At 45.8% G+C, this 19,759-nt stretch carries 27 protein-coding genes; 19 read left to right on the top strand and 8 right to left on the bottom strand.

Annotation, left to right across the window (positions count from 1 at the left end; all coding sequences use genetic code 11):
- The 16 genes from rplF to VC178_RS02655 all read left to right on the top strand — a co-directional run bounded on the left by rplF (window position 1) and on the right by VC178_RS02655 (window position 9,422).
- Window positions 1–534, top strand: a complete 534-nt coding sequence (gene rplF / locus VC178_RS02730; RefSeq protein WP_215296106.1) for a 50S ribosomal protein L6 — start codon at window positions 1–3, stop codon at window positions 532–534.
- A 13-nt stretch (window positions 535–547) separates the two neighbouring features.
- A complete protein-coding gene (gene rplR / locus VC178_RS02725; protein ID WP_215296107.1) occupies window positions 548–901 on the top strand; it encodes a 50S ribosomal protein L18 in 354 nt (117 codons plus the stop codon).
- Window positions 902–919: 18 nt separating this feature from the next.
- On the top strand, window positions 920–1,438 hold the full coding sequence (rpsE, locus tag VC178_RS02720) for a 30S ribosomal protein S5 (RefSeq protein WP_068947703.1): 519 nt from the start codon (window positions 920–922) through the stop codon (window positions 1,436–1,438).
- Window positions 1,439–1,462: 24 nt separating this feature from the next.
- Window positions 1,463–1,651, top strand: coding sequence for a 50S ribosomal protein L30 (rpmD, locus tag VC178_RS02715; protein WP_215296108.1), 189 nt, complete (start codon window positions 1,463–1,465; stop codon window positions 1,649–1,651).
- 27 nt (window positions 1,652–1,678) lie between these two features.
- Window positions 1,679–2,119 (top strand): 50S ribosomal protein L15, encoded by a 441-nt coding sequence (gene rplO / locus VC178_RS02710; protein WP_215296109.1) that lies wholly within the window; start codon window positions 1,679–1,681, stop codon window positions 2,117–2,119.
- Between the two features lie 18 nt (window positions 2,120–2,137).
- Complete coding sequence (secY, locus tag VC178_RS02705; RefSeq protein WP_216175963.1) at window positions 2,138–3,475, top strand: preprotein translocase subunit SecY; 1,338 nt, start codon at window positions 2,138–2,140, stop codon at window positions 3,473–3,475.
- A 4-nt stretch (window positions 3,476–3,479) separates the two neighbouring features.
- The gene (gene infA / locus VC178_RS02700; protein WP_015420252.1) at window positions 3,480–3,698 is read left to right on the top strand and encodes a translation initiation factor IF-1; all 219 of its coding nucleotides are present in this window, start codon (window positions 3,480–3,482) and stop codon (window positions 3,696–3,698) included.
- 34 nt (window positions 3,699–3,732) lie between these two features.
- A complete protein-coding gene (gene rpmJ / locus VC178_RS02695; RefSeq protein ID WP_012357167.1) occupies window positions 3,733–3,849 on the top strand; it encodes a 50S ribosomal protein L36 in 117 nt (38 codons plus the stop codon).
- A 24-nt stretch (window positions 3,850–3,873) separates the two neighbouring features.
- The gene (gene rpsM / locus VC178_RS02690; RefSeq protein WP_215296111.1) at window positions 3,874–4,239 is read left to right on the top strand and encodes a 30S ribosomal protein S13; all 366 of its coding nucleotides are present in this window, start codon (window positions 3,874–3,876) and stop codon (window positions 4,237–4,239) included.
- Between the two features lie 18 nt (window positions 4,240–4,257).
- On the top strand, window positions 4,258–4,665 hold the full coding sequence (gene rpsK, locus VC178_RS02685; protein WP_088525623.1) for a 30S ribosomal protein S11: 408 nt from the start codon (window positions 4,258–4,260) through the stop codon (window positions 4,663–4,665).
- Window positions 4,666–4,781: 116 nt separating this feature from the next.
- Complete coding sequence (gene rpsD / locus VC178_RS02680; RefSeq protein WP_173954863.1) at window positions 4,782–5,405, top strand: 30S ribosomal protein S4; 624 nt, start codon at window positions 4,782–4,784, stop codon at window positions 5,403–5,405.
- Between the two features lie 23 nt (window positions 5,406–5,428).
- Complete coding sequence (locus VC178_RS02675; RefSeq protein ID WP_215319470.1) at window positions 5,429–6,409, top strand: DNA-directed RNA polymerase subunit alpha; 981 nt, start codon at window positions 5,429–5,431, stop codon at window positions 6,407–6,409.
- Window positions 6,410–6,425: 16 nt separating this feature from the next.
- A complete protein-coding gene (gene rplQ, locus VC178_RS02670) occupies window positions 6,426–6,821 on the top strand; it encodes a 50S ribosomal protein L17 (RefSeq protein WP_087908811.1) in 396 nt (131 codons plus the stop codon).
- Window positions 6,822–6,889: 68 nt separating this feature from the next.
- Window positions 6,890–7,252, top strand: a complete 363-nt coding sequence (gene cutA, locus VC178_RS02665) for a divalent-cation tolerance protein CutA (protein WP_323481541.1) — start codon at window positions 6,890–6,892, stop codon at window positions 7,250–7,252.
- A complete protein-coding gene (gene dsbD, locus VC178_RS02660; protein WP_323481540.1) occupies window positions 7,249–8,922 on the top strand; it encodes a protein-disulfide reductase DsbD in 1,674 nt (557 codons plus the stop codon). Before cutA ends, dsbD begins: the two co-directional genes overlap by 4 nt.
- 5 nt (window positions 8,923–8,927) lie before the next feature.
- Window positions 8,928–9,422 carry an MOSC domain-containing protein gene (locus VC178_RS02655; RefSeq protein ID WP_216175966.1) on the top strand — a complete coding sequence of 165 codons (495 nt, stop codon included), beginning with the start codon at window positions 8,928–8,930 and terminating at the stop codon, window positions 9,420–9,422.
- On the opposite strand, the gene hemB is transcribed toward VC178_RS02655, so the two are convergent.
- Both hemB and yihA read right to left on the bottom strand, forming a co-directional pair.
- A complete protein-coding gene (gene hemB / locus VC178_RS02650) occupies window positions 9,411–10,430 on the bottom strand; it encodes a porphobilinogen synthase (RefSeq protein ID WP_323481588.1) in 1,020 nt (339 codons plus the stop codon). The genes VC178_RS02655 and hemB overlap by 12 nt on opposite strands.
- A complete protein-coding gene (yihA, locus tag VC178_RS02645) occupies window positions 10,414–11,079 on the bottom strand; it encodes a ribosome biogenesis GTP-binding protein YihA/YsxC (protein WP_323481539.1) in 666 nt (221 codons plus the stop codon). The genes hemB and yihA overlap by 17 nt, the downstream gene beginning before the upstream one ends.
- A 115-nt stretch (window positions 11,080–11,194) precedes the next feature.
- On the opposite strand from yihA, the gene VC178_RS02640 reads away from it, so the two are divergent.
- Window positions 11,195–11,920 carry a c-type cytochrome gene (locus VC178_RS02640; protein ID WP_215296117.1) on the top strand — a complete coding sequence of 242 codons (726 nt, stop codon included), beginning with the start codon at window positions 11,195–11,197 and terminating at the stop codon, window positions 11,918–11,920.
- Window positions 11,921–12,013: 93 nt separating this feature from the next.
- Here VC178_RS02640 and lysA read toward each other — a convergent pair whose 3' ends face one another.
- Both lysA and VC178_RS11425 read right to left on the bottom strand, forming a co-directional pair.
- Window positions 12,014–13,312 carry a diaminopimelate decarboxylase gene (lysA, locus tag VC178_RS02635; protein WP_323481538.1) on the bottom strand — a complete coding sequence of 433 codons (1,299 nt, stop codon included), beginning with the start codon at window positions 13,310–13,312 and terminating at the stop codon, window positions 12,014–12,016.
- Entirely contained in the window at window positions 13,309–13,488 is a 180-nt protein-coding gene (locus VC178_RS11425; RefSeq protein WP_223146553.1) for a lipoprotein, read from the bottom strand. Before VC178_RS11425 ends, lysA begins: the two co-directional genes overlap by 4 nt.
- A gap of 47 nt (window positions 13,489–13,535) precedes the next feature.
- Here VC178_RS11425 and cyaY point away from each other — a divergent pair, with 47 nt between their 5' ends.
- On the top strand, window positions 13,536–13,919 hold the full coding sequence (gene cyaY, locus VC178_RS02630; RefSeq protein ID WP_215319476.1) for an iron donor protein CyaY: 384 nt from the start codon (window positions 13,536–13,538) through the stop codon (window positions 13,917–13,919).
- Here cyaY and aroB read toward each other — a convergent pair.
- The 4 genes from aroB to VC178_RS02610 are packed head-to-tail and all read right to left on the bottom strand — an operon-like array spanning window position 13,916 to window position 17,300.
- Window positions 13,916–14,998, bottom strand: a complete 1,083-nt coding sequence (aroB, locus tag VC178_RS02625) for a 3-dehydroquinate synthase (RefSeq protein WP_323481587.1) — start codon at window positions 14,996–14,998, stop codon at window positions 13,916–13,918. The genes cyaY and aroB overlap by 4 nt on opposite strands.
- An 8-nt stretch (window positions 14,999–15,006) precedes the next feature.
- A complete protein-coding gene (locus tag VC178_RS02620) occupies window positions 15,007–15,531 on the bottom strand; it encodes a shikimate kinase (protein ID WP_323481537.1) in 525 nt (174 codons plus the stop codon).
- 12 nt (window positions 15,532–15,543) lie between these two features.
- Complete coding sequence (locus tag VC178_RS02615; RefSeq protein WP_323481536.1) at window positions 15,544–16,602, bottom strand: secretin and TonB N-terminal domain-containing protein; 1,059 nt, start codon at window positions 16,600–16,602, stop codon at window positions 15,544–15,546.
- A 38-nt stretch (window positions 16,603–16,640) separates the two neighbouring features.
- Window positions 16,641–17,300: a hypothetical protein gene (locus VC178_RS02610; RefSeq protein WP_323481535.1), complete on the bottom strand. Its 660-nt coding sequence runs from the start codon at window positions 17,298–17,300 to the stop codon at window positions 16,641–16,643.
- A gap of 119 nt (window positions 17,301–17,419) precedes the next feature.
- On the opposite strand from VC178_RS02610, the gene VC178_RS02605 reads away from it, so the two are divergent.
- Window positions 17,420–19,756, top strand: coding sequence for a penicillin-binding protein 1A (locus VC178_RS02605; protein ID WP_216175976.1), 2,337 nt, complete (start codon window positions 17,420–17,422; stop codon window positions 19,754–19,756).
- Window positions 19,757–19,759: the final 3 nt, after the last annotated feature.

The following is a 19,759-nucleotide window of genomic DNA, read 5'->3' as shown; positions in this document are numbered from 1 at the left end:
ATGTCCCGCGTAGGTAAATCACCAATTACAGTTCCCAAGGGCGCTGAAATCAGCATCAACGGTGCAAACATTACTGTTAAAGGTCCTTTGGGCACATTGACACACAACTTGCATCCTGCTGTTGGTTTGAAACAAGCAGATGGCGTATTGACAGTAGTTGTCAACAACGACTCACCAGAAGCTGGTGCACAGTCAGGTACGGCACGTGCTTTGGTCAATAACATGGTTGTTGGCGTTACTGCTGGCTTTGAGCGCAAGCTCAGCTTGGTAGGCGTTGGTTACCGTGCCCAAGCCCAAGGCGAAACATTGAAGTTGCAGTTGGGTTTTTCACACGACATTATTTACAACCTGCCAAAGGGTGTAAAAGCTGAGACTCCATCGCAAACTGAAATCATTATTAAAGGCTCCAACAAGCAGCAAGTTGGCCAGGTCGCAGCGGAAGTTCGCGCATACCGTTCACCAGAGCCATACAAAGGCAAAGGTGTTCGCTACGTGGATGAGGTTGTGCATCTGAAAGAAACTAAGAAGAAGTAAGCGAGATTAGAAAATGAATAAAGACGAATCCAGACAAAGACGTGCTCGGCAGACTCGTATTCGCATTGCCGAAGCAATGGCAAATCGCTTAACAGTTATCCGTAGCAATACTCATATTTCTGCTCAGGTATATAGCCCATGCGGAACCAAAGTTGTGGCAGCTGCTTCAACAATGGAAAAAGAATTGCGCCAAGCGATCAAAAACGGCGGCAACGCTGATGCAGCGAAACAAATCGGCAAGTTAGTTGCTGAGCGTGCTGTTAAGGCAGGCATTGTTGATGTTGCTTTTGATCGTTCCGGTCATCGTTACCACGGCCGTATTAAGGCCTTAGCTGAAGCTGCGCGTGAAGCCGGCCTGAAGTTCTAATAGGGTTTAGGAAAAAACATGGCAAAAATGCAAACTAAGATGCAAAACGAAGAGCGTGATGATGGTCTTCGCGAGAAGATGATCGCTGTTAATCGTGTAACTAAAGTGGTTAAGGGCGGTCGTATTCTTGGCTTTGCCGCACTCACTGTAGTTGGCGATGGCGATGGCCGCATCGGCATGGGTAAAGGCAAATCAAAAGAAGTTCCAGTGGCTGTTCAAAAAGCAATGGATGAAGCTCGTCGCAAGATGATCAAAGTTTCCTTACGTAAAGGTACTTTGCAGCATACTGTTACTGGCCAACATGGCGCCTCACGCGTTTTGATTTCTCCAGCTAAAGACGGTACTGGAATTATTGCTGGCGGCCCAATGCGCGCAATTTTCGACGTAATGGGTGTAACCAACGTAGTTGCTAAGTCCCTGGGCTCTACAAACCCGTACAACTTGGTTCGCGCAACGATTGATGGTTTGAGCAAGATGAGTACTCCTGCAGAGATTGCTGCTAAGCGCGGTAAGTCAGTTGAAGAGATTCTCGGCTAAGACCAAAAGATTAGGACTCTACAAATGACAAAATCAAACTCCAAAGTCAAACTGCAATTAGTGCGCAGCTTGATCGGTACTCGTGAAAGCCACCGTGCAACTGTGCGTGGCTTAGGCCTTGGTCGTATTAATTCAGTTTCTGAATTGGAAGATACGCCAGCTGTTCGCGGCATGATTAATAAAGTTTCTTATCTAGTTAAAGTCGTTGGCTGATAACTAGCAAGTAAATAGGCGAAGAATATGGAACTCAATACACTCAAGCCCGCAGAGGGCTCCAAGAAAAACCGTCGTCGCGTAGGTCGCGGCATTGGTTCTGGCCTTGGTAAAACTGCTGGCCGTGGTCACAAAGGTCAAAAATCTCGTTCCGGCGGATTCCACAAGGTTGGATTCGAAGGCGGCCAGATGCCTATGTATCGTCGTTTGCCAAAACGCGGTTTCGTGTCTTTGACACGTCGTCATGTTGGCCAAATTACTTTGAACGACTTAGCAAAAATCAACTTGCCAGAAGTGGACTTGTTGACATTGAAGGCTCATGGCTTTGCTGGCGAACAAATTAATGCAGTGAAGGTAATTAAGACTGGTGAAATCAAGATTGCTGTAACCCTTAAGGGCATTACAGCAACTGCTGGCGCAAAAGCAGCTATTGAAGCGGCTGGCGGCAAATTGGTTGAAGCAGCGTAATAGGTCTTTTTACTCAAAATGGCATTAGCACCTACCAATAACTCAGGCACTGCAACAGCAGGAGGCAAGTTTGGCGAATTACGTCAACGCTTGATTTTCTTGGTGTTGGCTTTGCTCGTGTTCCGTTTAGGTGCCCATATTCCAGTTCCGGGTATTGATCCAGACCAGCTCGCGCAGTTATTTGCTGGCCAAAAAGACGGCATCTTGGGAATGTTTAACTTGTTCTCAGGCGGTGCGTTATCTCGCTTTACTGTATTTGCCCTGGGAATCATGCCTTATATTTCTGCATCGATCATCATGCAGTTAATGACTATTGTTGTGCCATCATTAGAGTCTTTGAAAAAAGAAGGCCAAGCTGGTCAGCGCAAGATCACTCAGTACACCCGTTACGGCACTGTGCTTTTAGCAACCTTCCAGGCATTAGGAATCTCTGTTGCTTTGCAAGCTCAGCCAGGACTAGTGGTTAATCCAGGTTTGATGTTTGAAATCAATACTGTAGTGACTCTGGTAACTGGCACGATGTTCTTGATGTGGCTTGGTGAGCAAATCACTGAGCGTGGTTTGGGTAACGGTATTTCCATCATTATTTTTGGCGGCATCGTCTCTGGTTTGCCAAACGCTTTAGCTAGCTTATTAGAGTTAGTTCGTACTGGCTCGATGAATATTATTTCTGCATTACTCATCGTTGTCATTTGCGTAGCAGTGACTTATTTTGTGGTATTCGTAGAGCGCGGTCAGCGTCGTATCTTAGTGAACTACGCTAAGCGCCAGGTTGGCAATAAGGTTTACGGTGGCCAATCTTCTTACTTCCCATTGAAGTTAAACATGGCAGGCGTTATTCCTCCAATTTTTGCGTCTTCAATTATTTTGTTCCCTGCAACGATTGCTGGCTGGTTTACTTCAGGTGAGCCAACCAATATGTTTAGCAGAATCATTAAAGACTTGGCAGCAACATTAGCTCCTGGCCAGCCTGTGTACACAATTTTGTATGCTGCAGCGATCATCTTCTTCTGTTTCTTCTACACCGCATTGGTATTTAACAGTCGTGAGACAGCAGATAACTTGAAGAAGAGCGGTGCATTTGTTCCGGGTATTCGTCCAGGCGATCAAACAGCACGATATATCGATAAGATCCTGGTGCGCTTAACTTTGGCTGGTGCAATTTACATGGTTTTGGTTTGTTTATTACCAGAATTTTTAGTGCTGAAGTACAACGTGCCGTTCTATTTTGGCGGTACTTCATTGTTGATTATTGTGGTTGTTGCAATGGATTTCATGGCTCAAGTTCAGTCATACGTGATGCAACAGCAGTACGGCTCTTTGATGAAAAAAGCCAACTTTAAGATGGGCGCTTAACTGAATGTCTAAAGACGATGTTATTCAGATGGCGGGAGAGATTATTGAGAATTTGCCGAACGCGATGTTTCGCGTGAAGCTAGAAAACGGACATGTGGTTCTAGGGCACATTTCTGGAAAGATGCGGATGCACTACATTCGTATTTTGCCGGGAGATAAGGTAACGGTGGAGATGACTCCTTACGACCTGACGCGCGCCAGAATCATTTTCCGGGCGAAGTAAAGATTAAGTTGTACCTATTTTTAAGAGGTGAGTTATGAAAGTTTTAGCATCCGTTAAGTGTATTTGCAGAAATTGCAAGATCATTAAGCGCAAACGCGTTGTGCGCGTGATCTGTTCTTCAGACGCACGTCATAAGCAGCGTCAAGGCTGATCTGGTTAATTAAGAGGAAATCTCATGGCACGTATCGCTGGGGTAAACATCCCAAATCATCAACATACTGTTATCGGTTTAACAGCAATTTTTGGCATTGGCACAACTCGTGCTCACAAAATTTGCCAAACCACAGGTGTTGCAATCGATAAAAAAGTTAAAGATCTTACTGACGCTGACTTGGAAAAGTTGCGTGATGAAGTAGGTAAGTTCATTACCGAAGGTGACCTTCGTCGAGAAGTAACTATGAGCATCAAGCGTTTGATGGACTTAGGTTGCTACCGTGGTGTGCGTCATCGTAAAGGCTTGCCTGTTCGTGGTCAACGTACCAAGACCAATGCGCGTACCCGTAAGGGCCCACGTAAGTCCGGCATCGCACTGAAGAAATAATCAAGAAAGTTTATTGACATGGCAAAACAACAATCCGCTTCCGCCGCTTCACAGCGCACTCGTAAGAAGGTTAAAAAGAACGTTGCTGACGGTATTGCACACGTTCATGCTTCTTTTAACAACACCATTATTACGATCACTGATCGTCAAGGAAATGCGCTTTCATGGGCAACTTCTGGCGGCCAAGGCTTCAAAGGCTCACGTAAGTCAACACCTTTTGCTGCTCAAGTAGCGGCTGAAGTTGCTGGTAAAGCTGCCGTTGAATGCGGTATCAAGAACTTGGAAGTTCAGATCAAAGGCCCAGGCCCAGGTCGTGAATCAGCAGTTCGTGCATTGAACTCATTGGGGATCAAGATCACTGAGATTCAAGACGTCACTCCAGTTCCTCACAACGGTTGCCGTCCTCCTAAGCGTCGTCGTATCTAAGCTAGGAAGTTGGCAGTACAAGTTTTAGTAGTTTTTTATTAAAGCCCACCGTTCATCTGATTTAAAGGGTGAACTCACCGCCGGTCGCAAGACTGCGGCAAAGAAAGGAAAGCATCGTGGCACGTTACTTAGGGCCTAAGGCCAAATTAGCACGTCGGGAAGGTACCGACTTATTTTTAAAGAGCGCACGTCGCGCCCTGTCAGACAAGTGCAAGTTAGATACTAAGCCTGGTCAACATGGTCGTACATCTGGCTCAAGAACATCAGACTACGGTAATCAGTTGCGTGAAAAGCAAAAGGTTAAGCGTATCTATGGCGTACTAGAGCGTCAATTTCGTCGTTACTTCGCTGAAGCTGAGCGTCGTAAGGGCAATACTGGCGAAACATTGCTCCAATTGCTAGAGTCACGTCTCGACAACGTGGTGTATCGCATGGGCTTTGGTTCAACACGTGCTGAAGCACGTCAGTTAGTTTCTCATGGCGCCATCATGCTCAATGGCAGCGCAGTGAATATTCCATCCATCCAAGTTAAGCCTGGTGACGTGGTTGCTATTCGTGAAAAAGCGAAGAAGCAAGCGCGTATTACAGAATCACTCAATTTGGTTCAGCAAATGTCTGCAGTTACCTGGGTTTCAGTTGATGCAGCTAAGCTGGAAGGAACATTTAAGCAAGTGCCCGACCGCGAAGATATTAGCGGTGAAATTAATGAAAGTTTGATCGTCGAATTGTATTCACGCTAATTAGGCACTATCAAGGAAAAAATATGCAAACAAATTTGCTCAAGCCAAAAATTATTTCTGTTGAAGCGCTTTCCGCCAACCAAGCTAAGGTTGTTATGGAGCCGTTCGAGCGTGGCTATGGCCACACACTCGGAAATGCATTACGTCGCGTACTCTTGTCCTCGATGGTTGGTTATGCACCAACTGAAGTAGCTATTGCAGGTGTAGTTCATGAATATTCCACATTGGATGGCGTGCAAGAGGACGTTGTAAACCTCTTGCTCAACCTCAAGGGAATCGTATTTAAGTTGCAATCCCGTGACGAAGTCACTATCAATTTGCGTAAAGAAGGCCCAGGCGTTGTTACTGCAAAAGATATCGATTTGCCACACGATGTAGAAATCATCAATCCTGATCACGTGATCGCTCACTTGTCTGCTGGTGGCAAGTTAGATATGCAGATTAAGGTTGAAAAAGGTCGTGGTTATGTTCCTGGTAACGTGCGTCAATACAACGACGAGACTACTAAGATCATTGGCCGTATCGTATTGGATGCCTCATTTAGTCCAGTAAGCCGCGTTAGCTATGCTGTTGAATCTGCTCGTGTTGAGCAACGTACCGACCTCGATCGTCTCGTAATGACTATCGAAACAAACGGTGTATTGTCTCCTGAAGAAGCAATTCGTCAAGCGGCTAGCATCTTGGTGGATCAGTTAGTTGTATTCGCAGCTCTTGAGAGCAGTGAAGTGTCTGGTGATCTTGCACCAAGTCGCTCTTCAATGGTTGATCCAATGTTGATGCGTCCAGTTGATGATCTCGAACTCACAGTTCGCTCTGCAAACTGCTTGAAGGCTGAGAACATTTACTACATCGGTGACTTGATTCAACGTACAGAGAATGAATTGTTGAAGACGCCTAATTTGGGTCGTAAGTCTTTGAATGAAATCAAAGATGTATTGGCTGCTCGTGGCTTAAGTCTTGGCATGAAACTCGAAAGCTGGCCTCCAGCTAACCTCGAGAAATAATTAGAAAGGAAGCATCATGCGTCACGGAAACGGCTTACGCAAACTAAATAGAACATCTTCACATCGTCTGGCGATGTTGCGCAATATGTCCAATTCTCTTTTGGAGCATGAAGTGATTAAAACCACTTTGCCAAAAGCAAAAGAATTGCGCATGGTTGTTGAGCCTTTGATTACCTTGGGTAAAAAAGACAACTTAGCAAACCGTCGCTTGGCATTTAATCGCACTCGTGATCGCGATATCGTGGCCAAACTCTTCACAGAGCTCGGCCCACGTTACGCAACACGTCCAGGTGGCTATCTTCGTATTTTGAAGTTTGGCTTCCGTCATGGCGACAATGCGCCTATGGCATTGGTTGAGTTGGTTGACCGTCCAGAAGTTGAAGAAACAGCAGTTGTAGCTGAAGAGGCTTAAGTCTCTTAGATACGCAAAAAGCCAGGCTTCGGTCTGGCTTTTTTCATTGATAGGTTTATAAATACGGTATGCCTCAAAACCCCTCAGTTACCGCCCCTGTTAATCCCAATCAGCTTCTGGTGGTGGTCACAAGCCTGCCTAATATGGAGATTGCCAAAAGCTTAGCTCGCGCTTTAGTGGAGCAAAAGATTGCTGCGTGCGTGCAACTGATTGATGGCGTCCATTCTATTTACCGCTGGGAAGGGAAGGTTTGTGAAGAACAAGAAATTCTTCTATCAGCGAAAACTATCAGTAGTAAATGGTCAGAGATCTCAAGCTTTATTCGAGCTCAACATCCTTATGACCTTCCCGAAATTCTGGCTTTTTCACCAGCACAATATGCACAGCAATACGGTGAGTGGGTAGAAGCTGAGGTAAATTCGAAGATATGAGAATGCAATCCTTTCTGAGAATGGTTATCACAGCACTTTCGCTGTTAATGACACCAGTTTTTGCTGCAACTGATTTTTTGCCACCAGAAAAAGCATTTCGGGTTGAGGCTACTTGGTTGGAAAACTCCAAGCAAGTTGAGATTGAGTTTATGCCTGCTAAGGGCTATTACCTCTATCAAGAATCACTCCAATTTCAAGTGGGAACTGAGCTCGGAAAGCTATATACAACAAGGCCTGCATTGCCAAAGGGTATAGAAAAGTTTGATGAAACTTTTCAGAAAAAACTGCAAGTGTATAAGCAGCCTTTTGTGGTTCTATTGGATGTTAATCCGGCCTCTGGTAGGCCTATTCATATTGAGCTAGGTTTGCAGGGTTGTGCAGAGGCTGGTATTTGCTATCCACCCATGACTCTAAAATTTCTATTAGCGGGCCCTGGTGTTAGAGCAGCGCCAATACCTGAAGTGCTTGATGGGGCCCAGGCTGCTGTTAATACCCAAGCTGATTTGAGCTTGACTGATTTATGGCGCGAACGAGACGACGTTAATGCGATTACCCGTTTTTTAGAGGGCACATCAACTGGCTATTTATTTCTTGCTTTCTTTGTTTTAGGGCTCGCTTTAGCTTTTACGCCCTGTGTTTTGCCAATGCTGCCAATTCTCTCTAGTGTCATCTTCGGAACGCAGGGCGGTAAGGCGATCTCTAAGGGCCGTGCGAGCCTACTTGCACTTGCATATGTCTTGGGTATGGCCTTGGTGTATTCCTTGGCTGGGGTCCTCATGGCAGCCCTTGGCGGTAGTGTACAAAGGGCATTACAAAGTCCACTTGCACTAGCTGCCTTCGCAATCTTGCTACTAGCTTTGTCGGGTAGTCTGTTCGGCCTCTATGATCTACGATTGCCTCAGTCATGGCATCACCATATTGATCGTTTAGCTGGGCGCCAAAAGGGAGGTAGCGTTTTAGGTGCCTTTATCTTAGGTGGCATTTCTACTTTGGTTGCCAGCCCATGTATTACAGCGCCATTAGCAGGTGTTTTAGCGTTTATCGCCCAGACAGGTTCTATGAGTCTAGGCGCAGGATTGCTATTTGTGATGGCCTTAGGCATGGGCTTGCCACTCCTCTTTATTGCAATTGAGGCGCGTATTTTGATTCCCTCGACTGGTATCTGGATGGTCTGGTTACAGCGTACCTTGGGTGTCTTGTTGGTAGCTACCGCAGCGTGGATTGCCTCTCCTTTAATTCAGAAAAATGAACCTATTGGAGCTGTAAAAACAATCAATGGCCAACGCATCCATCAGGTAGGAGAGCTATCTTTTGTGGTGATTCATTCACCAGCAGAATTAGATGCGCAACTTACGAAAGCGCAGCAAGAGCAAAAATGGGTCTTGTTAGATTTCTATGCAGACTGGTGTATTAGTTGCAAAGAAATGGAAGTGAACACCTTTACAAATCCAGAGGTCAGTAAAGAATTGAAGCAGTTGGTGTTATTGCAAGCCGATGTCACTGCTAACAGCCCAGAAAATCAGGCGCTACTAAAACGTTTTGGATTATTTGGTCCGCCGGGGATTTTGATCTTTAACCCAAACTCAGAAGAACAAAAAAAGCAACGTGTGATTGGCTATATGCCGCCTCAGCGTTTCATTGAGCGTTTGCAAAAGTTGCTGCGGAACTAATCACTATGATCAAAATACACTCGATTTATATTGCCTCTCAGGCCGGTGAGCCCATGATTAAAAGGGATGCTGCGAGACTTAGTCCTGGCGTAGGAATTGAGGGCGATAGATACGCGCTTGGTATCGGCGCATTCTCTGACTCTGTTCCAGCAAAAATCAGGGATGTTTCTCTGATTGCGCTTTCAGGAATTGAAGTTGCTAACGAAGAGTTGGCGGCGGGCGGATTAAAGGCCTATCTTCCGAGTGAAACAAGAAGAAATATCGTGATTGAGAGTGTGAGCGCAGAAGATCTCAATCAGTTAGTTGGAAAAGAATTTTTTCTGGGCTCAATTCGACTAAAAGCTACAGAATTATGTATCCCCTGTGAGCGCCCAGCGAGTTTAAGCAAGAAGTCTGATTTTATTTCTGCATTTAAAAACAGGGGTGGTATTAGAGCCCAAATTTTAGACTCTGGCCAAATCAGAATTGGCGATCAATTCAAAGAAGCTTCACCTACCTGATTTCATGAGTCTTGCTGCTTCCAGCGCAAAGTAAGTCAGCACACCATCGGCACCAGCACGTTTAAATGCAAGTAAAGATTCCATCATGACAGCATCGTGATCTAGCCAACCATTTTGTGCAGCAGCTTTGAGCATCGCGTATTCGCCGCTCACTTGATAGGCATAAGTGGGGTAATCAAACTCTTCTCTCACGCGACGCACGATATCTAAATAAGGCATGCCAGGCTTGACCATGACCATATCTGCGCCTTCGCTAATATCTAGTGCAACCTCCCGCAAAGCCTCGTCACCATTGGCGCAATCCATTTGATAAGTTTTCTTATCAGCCTTACCAAGATTCTTGGCGGAACCTACTGCATCTCTAAATGGGCCATAAAAGGCCGATGCATATTTGGCTGAGTAAGCCATGATGCGCGTATGAATTAAATTCTTTTGCTCAAGTGCTTCCCGAATTTTTCCAATACGACCATCCATCATGTCTGATGGTGCAACGATATCGACACCAGCTTCTGCTTGTGCAACTGCCTGCTTTACTAAGATCGCTGCAGTCTCATCATTCAGAATACGGCCTTGCTCATCGAGAACGCCATCTTGACCATGGCTTGTATACGGATCAAGCGCAACGTCCGTCATGATGCCTAAATTCGGGAAACGTTTTTTGAGTTCACGAACTGCATTAGGGATGAGGCCATTTGGATTGAATGCTTCTTTACCATCAGGTGTTTTTAACGAAGCATCTATTACTGGAAAAAGTGCTAGCACTGGAATACCTAGATCAACACACTCTTGCGCAACAGGCAATAACAAATCTAATGAAACACGATTGACGCCGGGCATGGAAGCAACAGCCTCAGATTTGCCTTGGCCTTCTAGTAAGAAGACTGGATAGATCAAGTCGTTCGCAGACACGCTATTTTCTTGCATGAGTCGACGTGACCAATCATCTCGACGCATACGACGAGGGCGATGTTCTGGAAAGTTAAGTAAAGAGCTAGCTTGTGATTTCATCTTCATGGGTTTCTGCTTCAAATAGCCATTTAATAATTAAATTATCTGCCTCTTCAAGGCCAATACGCTTGGTGCTTGAGAACAATTGTGCCGTAAGTTGCTTGGAGTCACCAGTGCCCTCTGGAAGCGCAGGGTCGTATTGTTGGAGTTGTTTGCGGACGGCTTCCAGAGCATGTTTGCATTCGCTTTTATTGAGTTTGTCGCACTTACTGAGCAAGATATGAATCGATTTGCCTGTTGGAACAAACCATTGAATCATTTGCTCATCAAGATCGGTAATGCCGCGCCGCGCATCGACAATCAGAACCATACCAACTAATTGCTCGCGCTCTTGTAAATAGTCACTGAGAAGGGCGTTCCAGTGGTATTTGGTCTCATGATTCACGGCGGCATAGCCATAGCCTGGTAAGTCCACTAAATAGGCTAAAAGGTCGTCTTTTGAGAAAAGACCAAAATAGTTGATGTGTTGGGTCCGGCCAGGGGTCTTGCTGGCAAAAGCAAGCCTTTTTTGGTTACAAAGGACGTTAATTGCGCTCGATTTACCCGCATTTGAGCGACCAGCAAAGGCTACCTCACGCAGGGGTGTGGCAGGCAGGCAATGGGTGTCATTGACTGTGGTGGCGAATCGGGCTTGAAAGAGTTTAGACATGTCCTGAAGCTATTGTAAAATCACGCCAAATCATGAAATATCTCATGGTGTTGGGTAAAAAGGTTGTAAATGTAGGGCCCAAACACTTTTAGGAATTTTTGCCAAGGTAAACATAATGCGTCAAACCTCCCAAATCTCCAAATTCACTAGCTTGCGTGCTGGTTTTGTAGCCCTTTCCATTTTCGCCCTAGTTGGCGCTTCTGGCGTGGCAATTGCAGCTGATGCTGCACCTATGGCTCCAGCTGCTGAAGCTAAGGCTGCGGTTCCAGGCAAGCCAAAAACTGATCCAGCTGTTGGTGAGACTTTATATTCAAACGGCGATGCAACGCGTGGCGTTACTGCCTGTATCACTTGCCATGGCCCTAAAGGCCAAAGCGCAGTCGGTGCATGGCCAAAACTCTCTGCTCAGCATGCGGCCTATACAGCCAAGCAGTTGAAGAACTTTAAAGAAGGTAGTCGTGCTAACCCAATCATGATGGGTATGGCTGCCACTTTGACCGAACAAGATATGCAAAATATTGCTGCCTATTTAGCTAAGCAATCGATTTCACAAGGTGTTGCACAAAACAAAGATACGATTGAGTTAGGTCAAAGTATTTATCGTGGCGGTATTGCAGCAAAAGGCGTTCCTGCTTGTGCAGCATGCCACAGCCCAACGGGTGCTGGTATTCCTGCGCAGTATCCGCTCTTGGGTGGCCAGTGGGCTGAATACACCAATGCACAGCTGCTCGCTTTCCGCGAAGGCGTTCGTAAAAATAGCAGCCAGATGACAACGATTGCTACTAAGTTGTCTGACCAAGAAATGAAAGCAGTTGCCGACTACATGGCTGGTTTGCACTAAGCTATTTTCCAAGCTTTAAATAAAAACCCCGCTCATTCAGCGGGGTTTTTATTTGTCCAACATTTCTAAAGCAGTGGTAATTTTTCTCGTAAATTATTTTGGTAAAACACTTTCACTTGCAAACAAGTCCGTCGTTTTTTCACGAGCACGAATTACATAAGCATTCTTTCCATCAACCATAATCTCTGCTGGTTTGGGGCGCGTGTTGTAGTTTGAGGCCATCACAAATCCATAAGCACCAGCAGAAAGAATAGCCAGAAGATCACCCTCTTCAACGGCAAGGTAGCGATCTCTTCCAAGCCAATCACCTGATTCGCATACAGGACCCACGATGTCATAAGTGAGCCCCTTGGCTTCTTTAGCTTGTACTGGAACGATGCCATGGTGAGCCTCATACAGGGCAGGGCGCATGAGTTCAGTCATGGCTGCGTCAACGATGCAAAAGTTTTTCTCAGCACCGGGCTTGAGGTATTCAACGGTAGCCAAAAGCACACCAGCATTACCTACTAGGGATCTGCCAGGCTCAAGGACAACATCTAAATGCCCAAACCCGCGTTCTGCTACTCGATTTAATAAGGTATTAGTGAAGTCGGTGATATCAGGAGGCGTTTCATCACTATAGGAAATTCCGAGACCACCACCGAGATCAAGATGATGAATAACGATGCCTTCTTTTTTCAGTTGCGCTACCAGATCCAATACTTTATCGAGCGCATCTAGGTAAGGCGCAGTCGTGGTGATTTGAGAGCCAATATGACAATCAATACCAACGACATCAATTTGAGAGAGTTGTGCCGCTTCACGATAAGTTTTTAATACTTCGTGATACGCGATGCCAAACTTATTTCCTTTTAAACCGGTAGAGATATAGGGATGTGTTTGCGCATCGACATCAGGATTGACGCGTAAGGAAATCGGGGCACGTAACTTAAGTTCGGTTGCCACGTGATTAATTTTGTGAAGCTCAGCAATCGATTCCACATTGATGCATTTGACACCGGCTTTGAGTGCAGTTGCAATTTCAGAGGCGGATTTACCAACGCCAGCAAATACCAAGCTCTTAGGGTCTGCGCCAATCGCTAATGCACGAGCTAATTCGCCTCCACTAACCAAATCAAAACCGGCACCAAGTTGTTTAAAGCAATCAATGACGGCTAAGTTACTATTGGCCTTCATGGCGTAGTGAACGCGTGCGCGACGATTGCCTTTGCTATCCATGCAAGCTTTGTCGTAGGCTTGGTATGCCTCAGTCAGCGCTTTTTTACTGTAAACGTAAAGTGGGGTACCAAACTCTTTTGCTAAATCCGCCAGCGCAATGTCTTCGGCATACCAATTGCCACTACGCTCAGTAAATCCAGATAATTTAGGAAGAGGAATTACTTTGCTTGTCATTGCTGGACCGATGATGAAGTGGCGGGTGGCGGGTATAGTTTGCCCTTAGGCTCAGGCTCAGAGGGGGCTGTAGGAGCAGGCGGCACATTTGGTATGAACAGGGGACCTCTAACCCCACATCCCACAAGGGATATTAGGAGGCTAATACCAAGGGCTCTGTTAAGAATCGCTATCATGAATGTCTCTAAAACGAATGATTGAATATAGCATGCAGGACTCTGTTATGAATCCAAATAATTCAGGTGTGGAAACCATTGACGACAAGCAGTTTTACCAGTTGGGCAGCAATCTATTGCAGTCGATCGAAGTGGCATTAGAATCTGCCGATGATGAGTTGGATCTCGATCTGGATGTGGAGCGCCAAGGAGGCAATGTCATCAATATTCGGTTTCGGGATAAAAGCGTGATTGTGGTCAATACCCAAGCCCCGCTCCATGAAATTTGGGTAGCTGCGAAATCAGGCGGATATCACTATCGCTGGGCAGGAACCATGTCGCAGCCCCTATGGCTGGACACTAAGACTGGCAAAGAGCTTTTGAGCGATCTTTCAGAATTTGCTAGCACCCAAGCGGGGCAGCCAGTCAAGATTCAACTAATCAAGGTTTAAGCAGCCCCAGTTGCTATTAAGGTATCAATAACCTGTGCATCTGGCACGCTTTTAATTTGCGCCTTACCAATTTTTTCTAGAACTACGTAGCGGATTTGCCCTCCCTCCGTTTTTTTATCAACTTGCATGAGTTCCATATAACGCTCAGCACCAAATTTTGGCGGAGCGATTGGAAGATTCATTGACTGAATAATGTTGGTTAGACGCTCAGCCTCTGCCTTGGTAATGAAATTGAGTCGGCAAGATAAGTCTGCACCAAGCACCATGCCGCATCCAACCGCTTCACCATGTAACCATTCACCGTAACCCATGCCTGCCTCAATCGCATGACCAAAGGTATGCCCAAAGTTCAAGGTAGCACGAATGCCACCTTCTCTCTCGTCAGCAGAAACCACTGCGGATTTAATTTCACAAGAACGCAGGACTGCATGACCCATTGCAGCGGTATCACAGTTTAGTAATGATTTTGCATTTGCTTCAATCCAATCTAAAAATTGAGAATCTGCAATCGCACCATGTTTCACTACTTCAGCAAGGCCTGCAGATAGTTCGCGTGGTGGCAGTGTCTTCAAAGTATTCAGGTCAGCAATGACGGCAACCGGCTGATGAAAGGCGCCAATCATGTTTTTACCTAAAGGATGATTGATGCCCGTTTTGCCGCCAACGGAAGAATCTACTTGAGCTAAAAGAGTGGTTGGCACTTGAATAAAGCGAATACCACGCATGAAGCTAGCAGCTGCGAAGCCAGTCATATCTCCAATCACGCCACCACCCAAAGCTACTAACATAGTTTGACGATCGGCGCCGAATTTTAGAAGGTCATCAAAAATCAATTGGAGATTTTTCCAATCTTTATATGACTCACCATCTGGCAGGGTGATAGTTCTTACCGGCTTGCCAAAAGTTTCTAGAGTTTTGGTAAGGCGCTGGGCATATAGGGGGGCCACTGTTGTATTGGTGACGATGTAAATCGAGCTTGATTTTTCGCAGGCGTTAAATAACTGGGGCTGATCAATTAAGTCAGTGCCAATGTAAATTGGATAGCTGCGATTACCAAGATCAACTTCAAGTGTTTTCATCATAAATTTCAAGTGGAAAGTTCAAGTTGCATGATTAAGGTGTTCACCAGCTGATTGACGCTGGGCTTACCAGTTTCAATGACATGATCAGCAATCTCGCGATATAAAGGATCACGAATGACGTATAAATTTTCTAGAATTTTTTTTGCATCCCCGTTGAGAAGCAGGGGGCGACCTTCGCCACTCTTGGTACGATGCCACAACTCAATCGGGTTAGCATGAAGATAAATGACGGTGCCTTTTTCGCTCAGGACCTTGCGATTCTCTGGCAGTAATACAGCGCCACCACCAGTAGCAAGCACGATATTTTTTTCATTCGTGACCTCACGGATGGCTTGAGCTTCGCGCTTGCGAAAGCCTTCTTCACCTTCCATCTCAAAGATGACGGGAATTTTTACACCACAACGCTCTTCAATAACATGATCAGCATCTAAAAATCGACGCCCCAATTTTTTTGCTAGAACTTTACCAACGGTCGACTTTCCGGCGCCCATGAGGCCGATTAGAAAGATATTGTTCGTTATAGAGTTCACCCTTTGATTTTATTAGGGTTTATCTAGAACAGTGGGGGTTAGGAAGACTAGGAGTTCAGTTTTATCTTTTAATTTGGATTTATGGCGAAATAAATGGCCAATCAGGGGGATATCTCCCAATAGAGGCACCTTGACCTCATCCTCTCTTTCGGTGGTTTGGAAGATTCCACCAATAATGGCAGTGCCACCGTTTTCTACGGTGACTTCGGAGCTGAGGCTTTTGGTATCGATGGCGTAACCCTGCTCTGTTTTCATGCCAATAGTGTCTTTATTGATCCCGACCAACATAGAAATTTTTCCATCAGGGTGGATTTTGGGCAAAACCTCTAAACGCAAGTTGGCTTTTCTGAACTGCAGCTTGCTACCATTTTGTGAGGTGGTTTGGTATGGCAGTTCGGTTCCTTGCTCAATTGTGGCCTTCACCTGATCTCCTGTCATGATGCGCGGATTAGAGAGAATCTTGCCCTGACCTTCCGACTCGAGTGCTGAGAGCTCCATCTGTAAAAGGCGGCTAGCGTTCTTAGAAACTAAGGTTGCCGCAACTGCTGCGGGGTTAAAGCCATTTAAGCCGGTGCCAGCCAAATCAAAGCTACTACTAATTTTGTTATCTGGAATTCCGCCTAGGGAATTTACTTGGTAACCCAGTTTGGCGCCAAGCTCACGGGCAAAGCGCTCATCTGCTTCTACAATGCGAGCCTCAATCAAGATCTGTTGTGGACTATTGATGTGATCCCCGCCAAAAGGAAGTGCAGCATCTTCGCGGCGATATTTCTGAAATGCAGCAATTTCCGCATGTGGACCAATCCAGTAGATGTCACCATTTCTGACTAAGCGCAAACCTCGGCTAGCCAAAATGGAGTGGAGGGCAGTTTGCCAAGGCGTGTTGTGAAGATCGACCGTGATCTTGCCTTTGATGGATTCGCTTAATAAAAAATTGGTGCTGCCAAGTTTGGCAAGAATTTGTAAAAGCTCAACCACATCAATATCAGTAAATTGCAAACTGATAGGCACTTCTAGCTCCTTATTTTGCGCAAGCGTTCCAGCTGTGGGGGTGCTTAAAACAATCGTCATTAGGACTAGGCATAGGATGTGGTTTTTGAGTGGAAAGATCATTCAGTTTTGGCGGGTTTGAGAGTAAAAGATTTGCCTTGAGAATGGGTAAGGATGGCAAGCTCTTTATCGAGCTGGCTAAGCCTCCAATCACCCAGTGCGAGAGATCCTTTTTCAAGCATGACCGTTCCTTTCCCATTGTGGAAAAAGGCTCGCTGGGATGAGCCAATTTGGCTAAGCCCCAAGTAACGCCAACGACGAAGTTCAGCCTCGAAAGGAATTGTTTGAGGTTTAGGTTTTGTGGTTATTGAAGGCTTATTGTGGTTTAATGAGTGAATACTTACTTCTAATAAATCAATTGCATCATATAGATCATCCTCAATTACTAGAATTTCTTCACGTACATTAGCCAATTCTTTTTTGAGTTCTGAAATCTGGTTTTGTGTCATTGCTAGATTCGATTCCTCAGAGGCTTGCGAAGAACCGTAAGCAGTAAATAAGACAATCCCTAGACCAATTAGGCCGACAACCACTGCAATTAATATGCCAATTTTCTTGAGATCAGCTACAGATGGAATCTGACTTGGGACCTGTACTTTTGGCTGGGTTTTGGGGCTACCAGATTTACGGATTCCATGGGGGTCTGGGATTGCAGGATCATCCCCAAGTTCAGTCAAAATTTCATCAAAGGACTGCGGGGATATTTGGCGTGAAGGCATGCCCATATTCTGAGAATGTGGGAGACAAAAAACTATCAGCCTTTATTGAACTAGTGGTCGGAAAACGAGGGTTTTGGAGCTTTCGGTGGAATTGCCTAGGCACCCTATAATTTAAGCTTATGGCGCTTCCCCCAAAAGACAAGCCGACGTTTAATCAACGTCCTATTCGTCAGCCCGACAGACGTCCACGTCAGCCTCGAGTCGATCCAGGCGCGCCACGCAAATCTTCTGGCAGCCCCCTTGTTAAAGCATTACTCATTATTGGCGTAGCCGCTGCATTCGTGGTGACGCTGATATTGGGATACGCCTTTCTGATAGCCAAACCCAATTTGCCAAAAATTTCTGCATTAACGGATTACAACCCCAAAACACCTTTGCGTATATATACGGCTGATAAGGTATTAATCGGTGAGTTTGGTGAAGAACGCCGCAAAGTCATTCCGCTGAGTGAAATTCCAGCGAGCATGAAAAACGCTGTATTGGCCATTGAGGATGATCGCTTCTACTCTCATGGTGGCGTAGATTATGTGGGAATCATTCGGGCAGCAGCAACTAATTTGCGAGGTAACCTTTCACAGGGTGCCTCGACTATTACGATGCAGGTTGCTCGTAATTTCTTCTTGAGTAATGAGAAAACCTTTAGCAGGAAAATTTATGAAGTCTTGTTAGCCTGGGAAATTGAATCTCAGTTAACTAAGGATAAGATCCTTGAAATCTATATGAACCAAATTTTCTTGGGCCAGCGGGCATATGGATTTTCTAGTGCAGCACAGATTTATTTCGGCAAGGACTTAAAAGATATCTCGATTGCAGAATCGGCGATGTTGGCCGGATTACCTAAAGCCCCTTCGGCATACAATCCAGTGACTAATTACAGGCGCGCAAAGATTCGTCAAGAATATATTTTGCAGCGCATGCGCGATCTTGGCTACATCAGTACTGAGCAATACCAAAAAGCAATGGCTGAGGAGTTGCGCATCCGTGGACTAGGTAATGAGTTTGCAGTGCGCGCAGATTTCCCTGCCGAGATGGTCCGCCAATTACTGTTTAGTCAATACGGCGAAGCAATCTATTCTCAAGGGATCGATGTATACACCACCATCTTGAAGGCCGACCAAGACGCCGCTTATAAAGCAGTGCGTCGTGGAATATTCGAGTATGACCTGCGCCACGCATACCGTGGTCCAGAAGGCTTTATTGATTTACCTCAAGAGCAGGTGAAACGTCAGCGTGCTATCGACGAAGCCTTGTTAGCCTATCCTCAGTTGGATGACTTGCAGTCTGGTGTTGTATTGGATGTAAAGCCAAAGGAAATGCAGGTGATGATTTCTACTGGCGACACTATTACGCTCAAGGGCGATGGTATGAAGTTAGCCACAGCTTCTTTGACTGACAGTACTCAGCCCAAAAAGCGTCTACGTCCAGGCGCAGTGGTGAGATTGCTATCGGACGGTGGTGTATGGAAGCTGGCGCAATTGCCACAGGTTGAAGCTGCCTTTGTATCTATGAATGCAAATACGGGCGCGATTCTCTCCTTGGTAGGAGGGTTTGATTTCCGTCGCAATCAATTTAATCACGTGACCCAGGCCTTACGTCAGCCAGGCTCTTCATTCAAGCCGTTTATTTATGCTGCAGCAATTGAAAAAGGTTTTACGCCAAGCACGATGGTCAATGACGCACCTTTATCCATAGGTAGCTTAGAGACCGGCAGCCAAGCGTGGGAGCCAAAAAACTACGATGGTAAATATGACGGCATGATGCGTTTACGGAATGCTTTGGCTAAATCAAAGAACTTGGTATCTGTCCGTATTATTCGTGCGATTGGTCCCTCATATGCTCAGGAATTTATTCAACGATTTGGTTTTGAGCCAGAGAAGCATCCACCTTATCTGACCATGGCTTTGGGTGCGGGATCAGTAACACCTTTGCAAATGGCTTCCGCATATAGTGTGTTTGCAAATGGTGGTTATCGTGTAGATCCATTCTTGATCGATAAGATGGTAGATGCGAAAGGCACTATTTTGTTTGAAGCTAAACCAACACGCGTAGGTGATGGCGCCCCTCGTGTTTTAGATGCTCGTACTGCCTTTGTGATGGATAGCATGCTGCAAGAAGTGACCAAGACAGGCACTGCTGCATCGGCCCGCGTCAAGCTTGGGCGTAACGATATTGCTGGTAAGACGGGCACTACTAATGAATCCCATGATGCCTGGTTTGCAGGTTACAACCCTCAAGTTGTTGCCATTGCTTGGATTGGTTTTGATAAGCCAGCCAGTTTGGGTGATCGTGAAACTGGTGGCGGCCTTGCTTTACCAATGTGGATTGCTTATATGACGACCGCTTTGAGAGATTCTCCACAAGAATCACGTCCTGTTCCAGAGGGTGTAACGCAAGCGGATGGCGATTGGTTTATTCCTGAGTTCTCTCGCAGTGGTGGAGTACGCGAACTACAGTAGTTC

It is taken from the genome of Polynucleobacter sp. AP-Sanab-80-C2 (assembly GCF_035012965.1).
GTDB lineage: Bacteria > Pseudomonadota > Gammaproteobacteria > Burkholderiales > Burkholderiaceae > Polynucleobacter.
This window is presented reverse-complemented; position numbering and strand designations above follow the sequence as displayed.

Bases quoted from the DNA above. Each gene is read 5' to 3' on its own strand.
- rpmD (WP_215296108.1), top strand. From the start codon at position 1,463: ATGACAAAATCAAACTCCAAAGTCAAACTGCAATTAGTGCGCAGCTTG.
- rplR (WP_215296107.1), top strand. From the start codon at position 548: ATGAATAAAGACGAATCCAGACAAAGACGTGCTCGGCAGACTCGTATT.
- dsbD (WP_323481540.1), top strand. From the start codon at position 7,249: ATGAGAATGCAATCCTTTCTGAGAATGGTTATCACAGCACTTTCGCTG.
- rpsK (WP_088525623.1), top strand. From the start codon at position 4,258: ATGGCAAAACAACAATCCGCTTCCGCCGCTTCACAGCGCACTCGTAAG.
- hemB (WP_323481588.1), bottom strand. From the start codon at position 10,430: ATGAAATCACAAGCTAGCTCTTTACTTAACTTTCCAGAACATCGCCCT.
- VC178_RS02640 (WP_215296117.1), top strand. From the start codon at position 11,195: ATGCGTCAAACCTCCCAAATCTCCAAATTCACTAGCTTGCGTGCTGGT.
- aroB (WP_323481587.1), bottom strand. From the start codon at position 14,998: ATGAAAACACTTGAAGTTGATCTTGGTAATCGCAGCTATCCAATTTAC.
- rplO (WP_215296109.1), top strand. From the start codon at position 1,679: ATGGAACTCAATACACTCAAGCCCGCAGAGGGCTCCAAGAAAAACCGT.
- VC178_RS11425 (WP_223146553.1), bottom strand. From the start codon at position 13,488: ATGATAGCGATTCTTAACAGAGCCCTTGGTATTAGCCTCCTAATATCC.
- VC178_RS02675 (WP_215319470.1), top strand. From the start codon at position 5,429: ATGCAAACAAATTTGCTCAAGCCAAAAATTATTTCTGTTGAAGCGCTT.
- VC178_RS02655 (WP_216175966.1), top strand. From the start codon at position 8,928: ATGATCAAAATACACTCGATTTATATTGCCTCTCAGGCCGGTGAGCCC.
- rpsE (WP_068947703.1), top strand. From the start codon at position 920: ATGGCAAAAATGCAAACTAAGATGCAAAACGAAGAGCGTGATGATGGT.
- VC178_RS02610 (WP_323481535.1), bottom strand. From the start codon at position 17,300: ATGCCTTCACGCCAAATATCCCCGCAGTCCTTTGATGAAATTTTGACT.
- lysA (WP_323481538.1), bottom strand. From the start codon at position 13,312: ATGACAAGCAAAGTAATTCCTCTTCCTAAATTATCTGGATTTACTGAG.
- rplF (WP_215296106.1), top strand. From the start codon at position 1: ATGTCCCGCGTAGGTAAATCACCAATTACAGTTCCCAAGGGCGCTGAA.
- secY (WP_216175963.1), top strand. From the start codon at position 2,138: ATGGCATTAGCACCTACCAATAACTCAGGCACTGCAACAGCAGGAGGC.
- VC178_RS02605 (WP_216175976.1), top strand. From the start codon at position 17,420: ATGGCGCTTCCCCCAAAAGACAAGCCGACGTTTAATCAACGTCCTATT.
- rplQ (WP_087908811.1), top strand. From the start codon at position 6,426: ATGCGTCACGGAAACGGCTTACGCAAACTAAATAGAACATCTTCACAT.
- VC178_RS02615 (WP_323481536.1), bottom strand. From the start codon at position 16,602: ATGACGATTGTTTTAAGCACCCCCACAGCTGGAACGCTTGCGCAAAAT.
- infA (WP_015420252.1), top strand. From the start codon at position 3,480: ATGTCTAAAGACGATGTTATTCAGATGGCGGGAGAGATTATTGAGAAT.
- yihA (WP_323481539.1), bottom strand. From the start codon at position 11,079: ATGTCTAAACTCTTTCAAGCCCGATTCGCCACCACAGTCAATGACACC.
- cyaY (WP_215319476.1), top strand. From the start codon at position 13,536: ATGAATCCAAATAATTCAGGTGTGGAAACCATTGACGACAAGCAGTTT.
- rpsM (WP_215296111.1), top strand. From the start codon at position 3,874: ATGGCACGTATCGCTGGGGTAAACATCCCAAATCATCAACATACTGTT.
- cutA (WP_323481541.1), top strand. From the start codon at position 6,890: ATGCCTCAAAACCCCTCAGTTACCGCCCCTGTTAATCCCAATCAGCTT.
- rpmJ (WP_012357167.1), top strand. From the start codon at position 3,733: ATGAAAGTTTTAGCATCCGTTAAGTGTATTTGCAGAAATTGCAAGATC.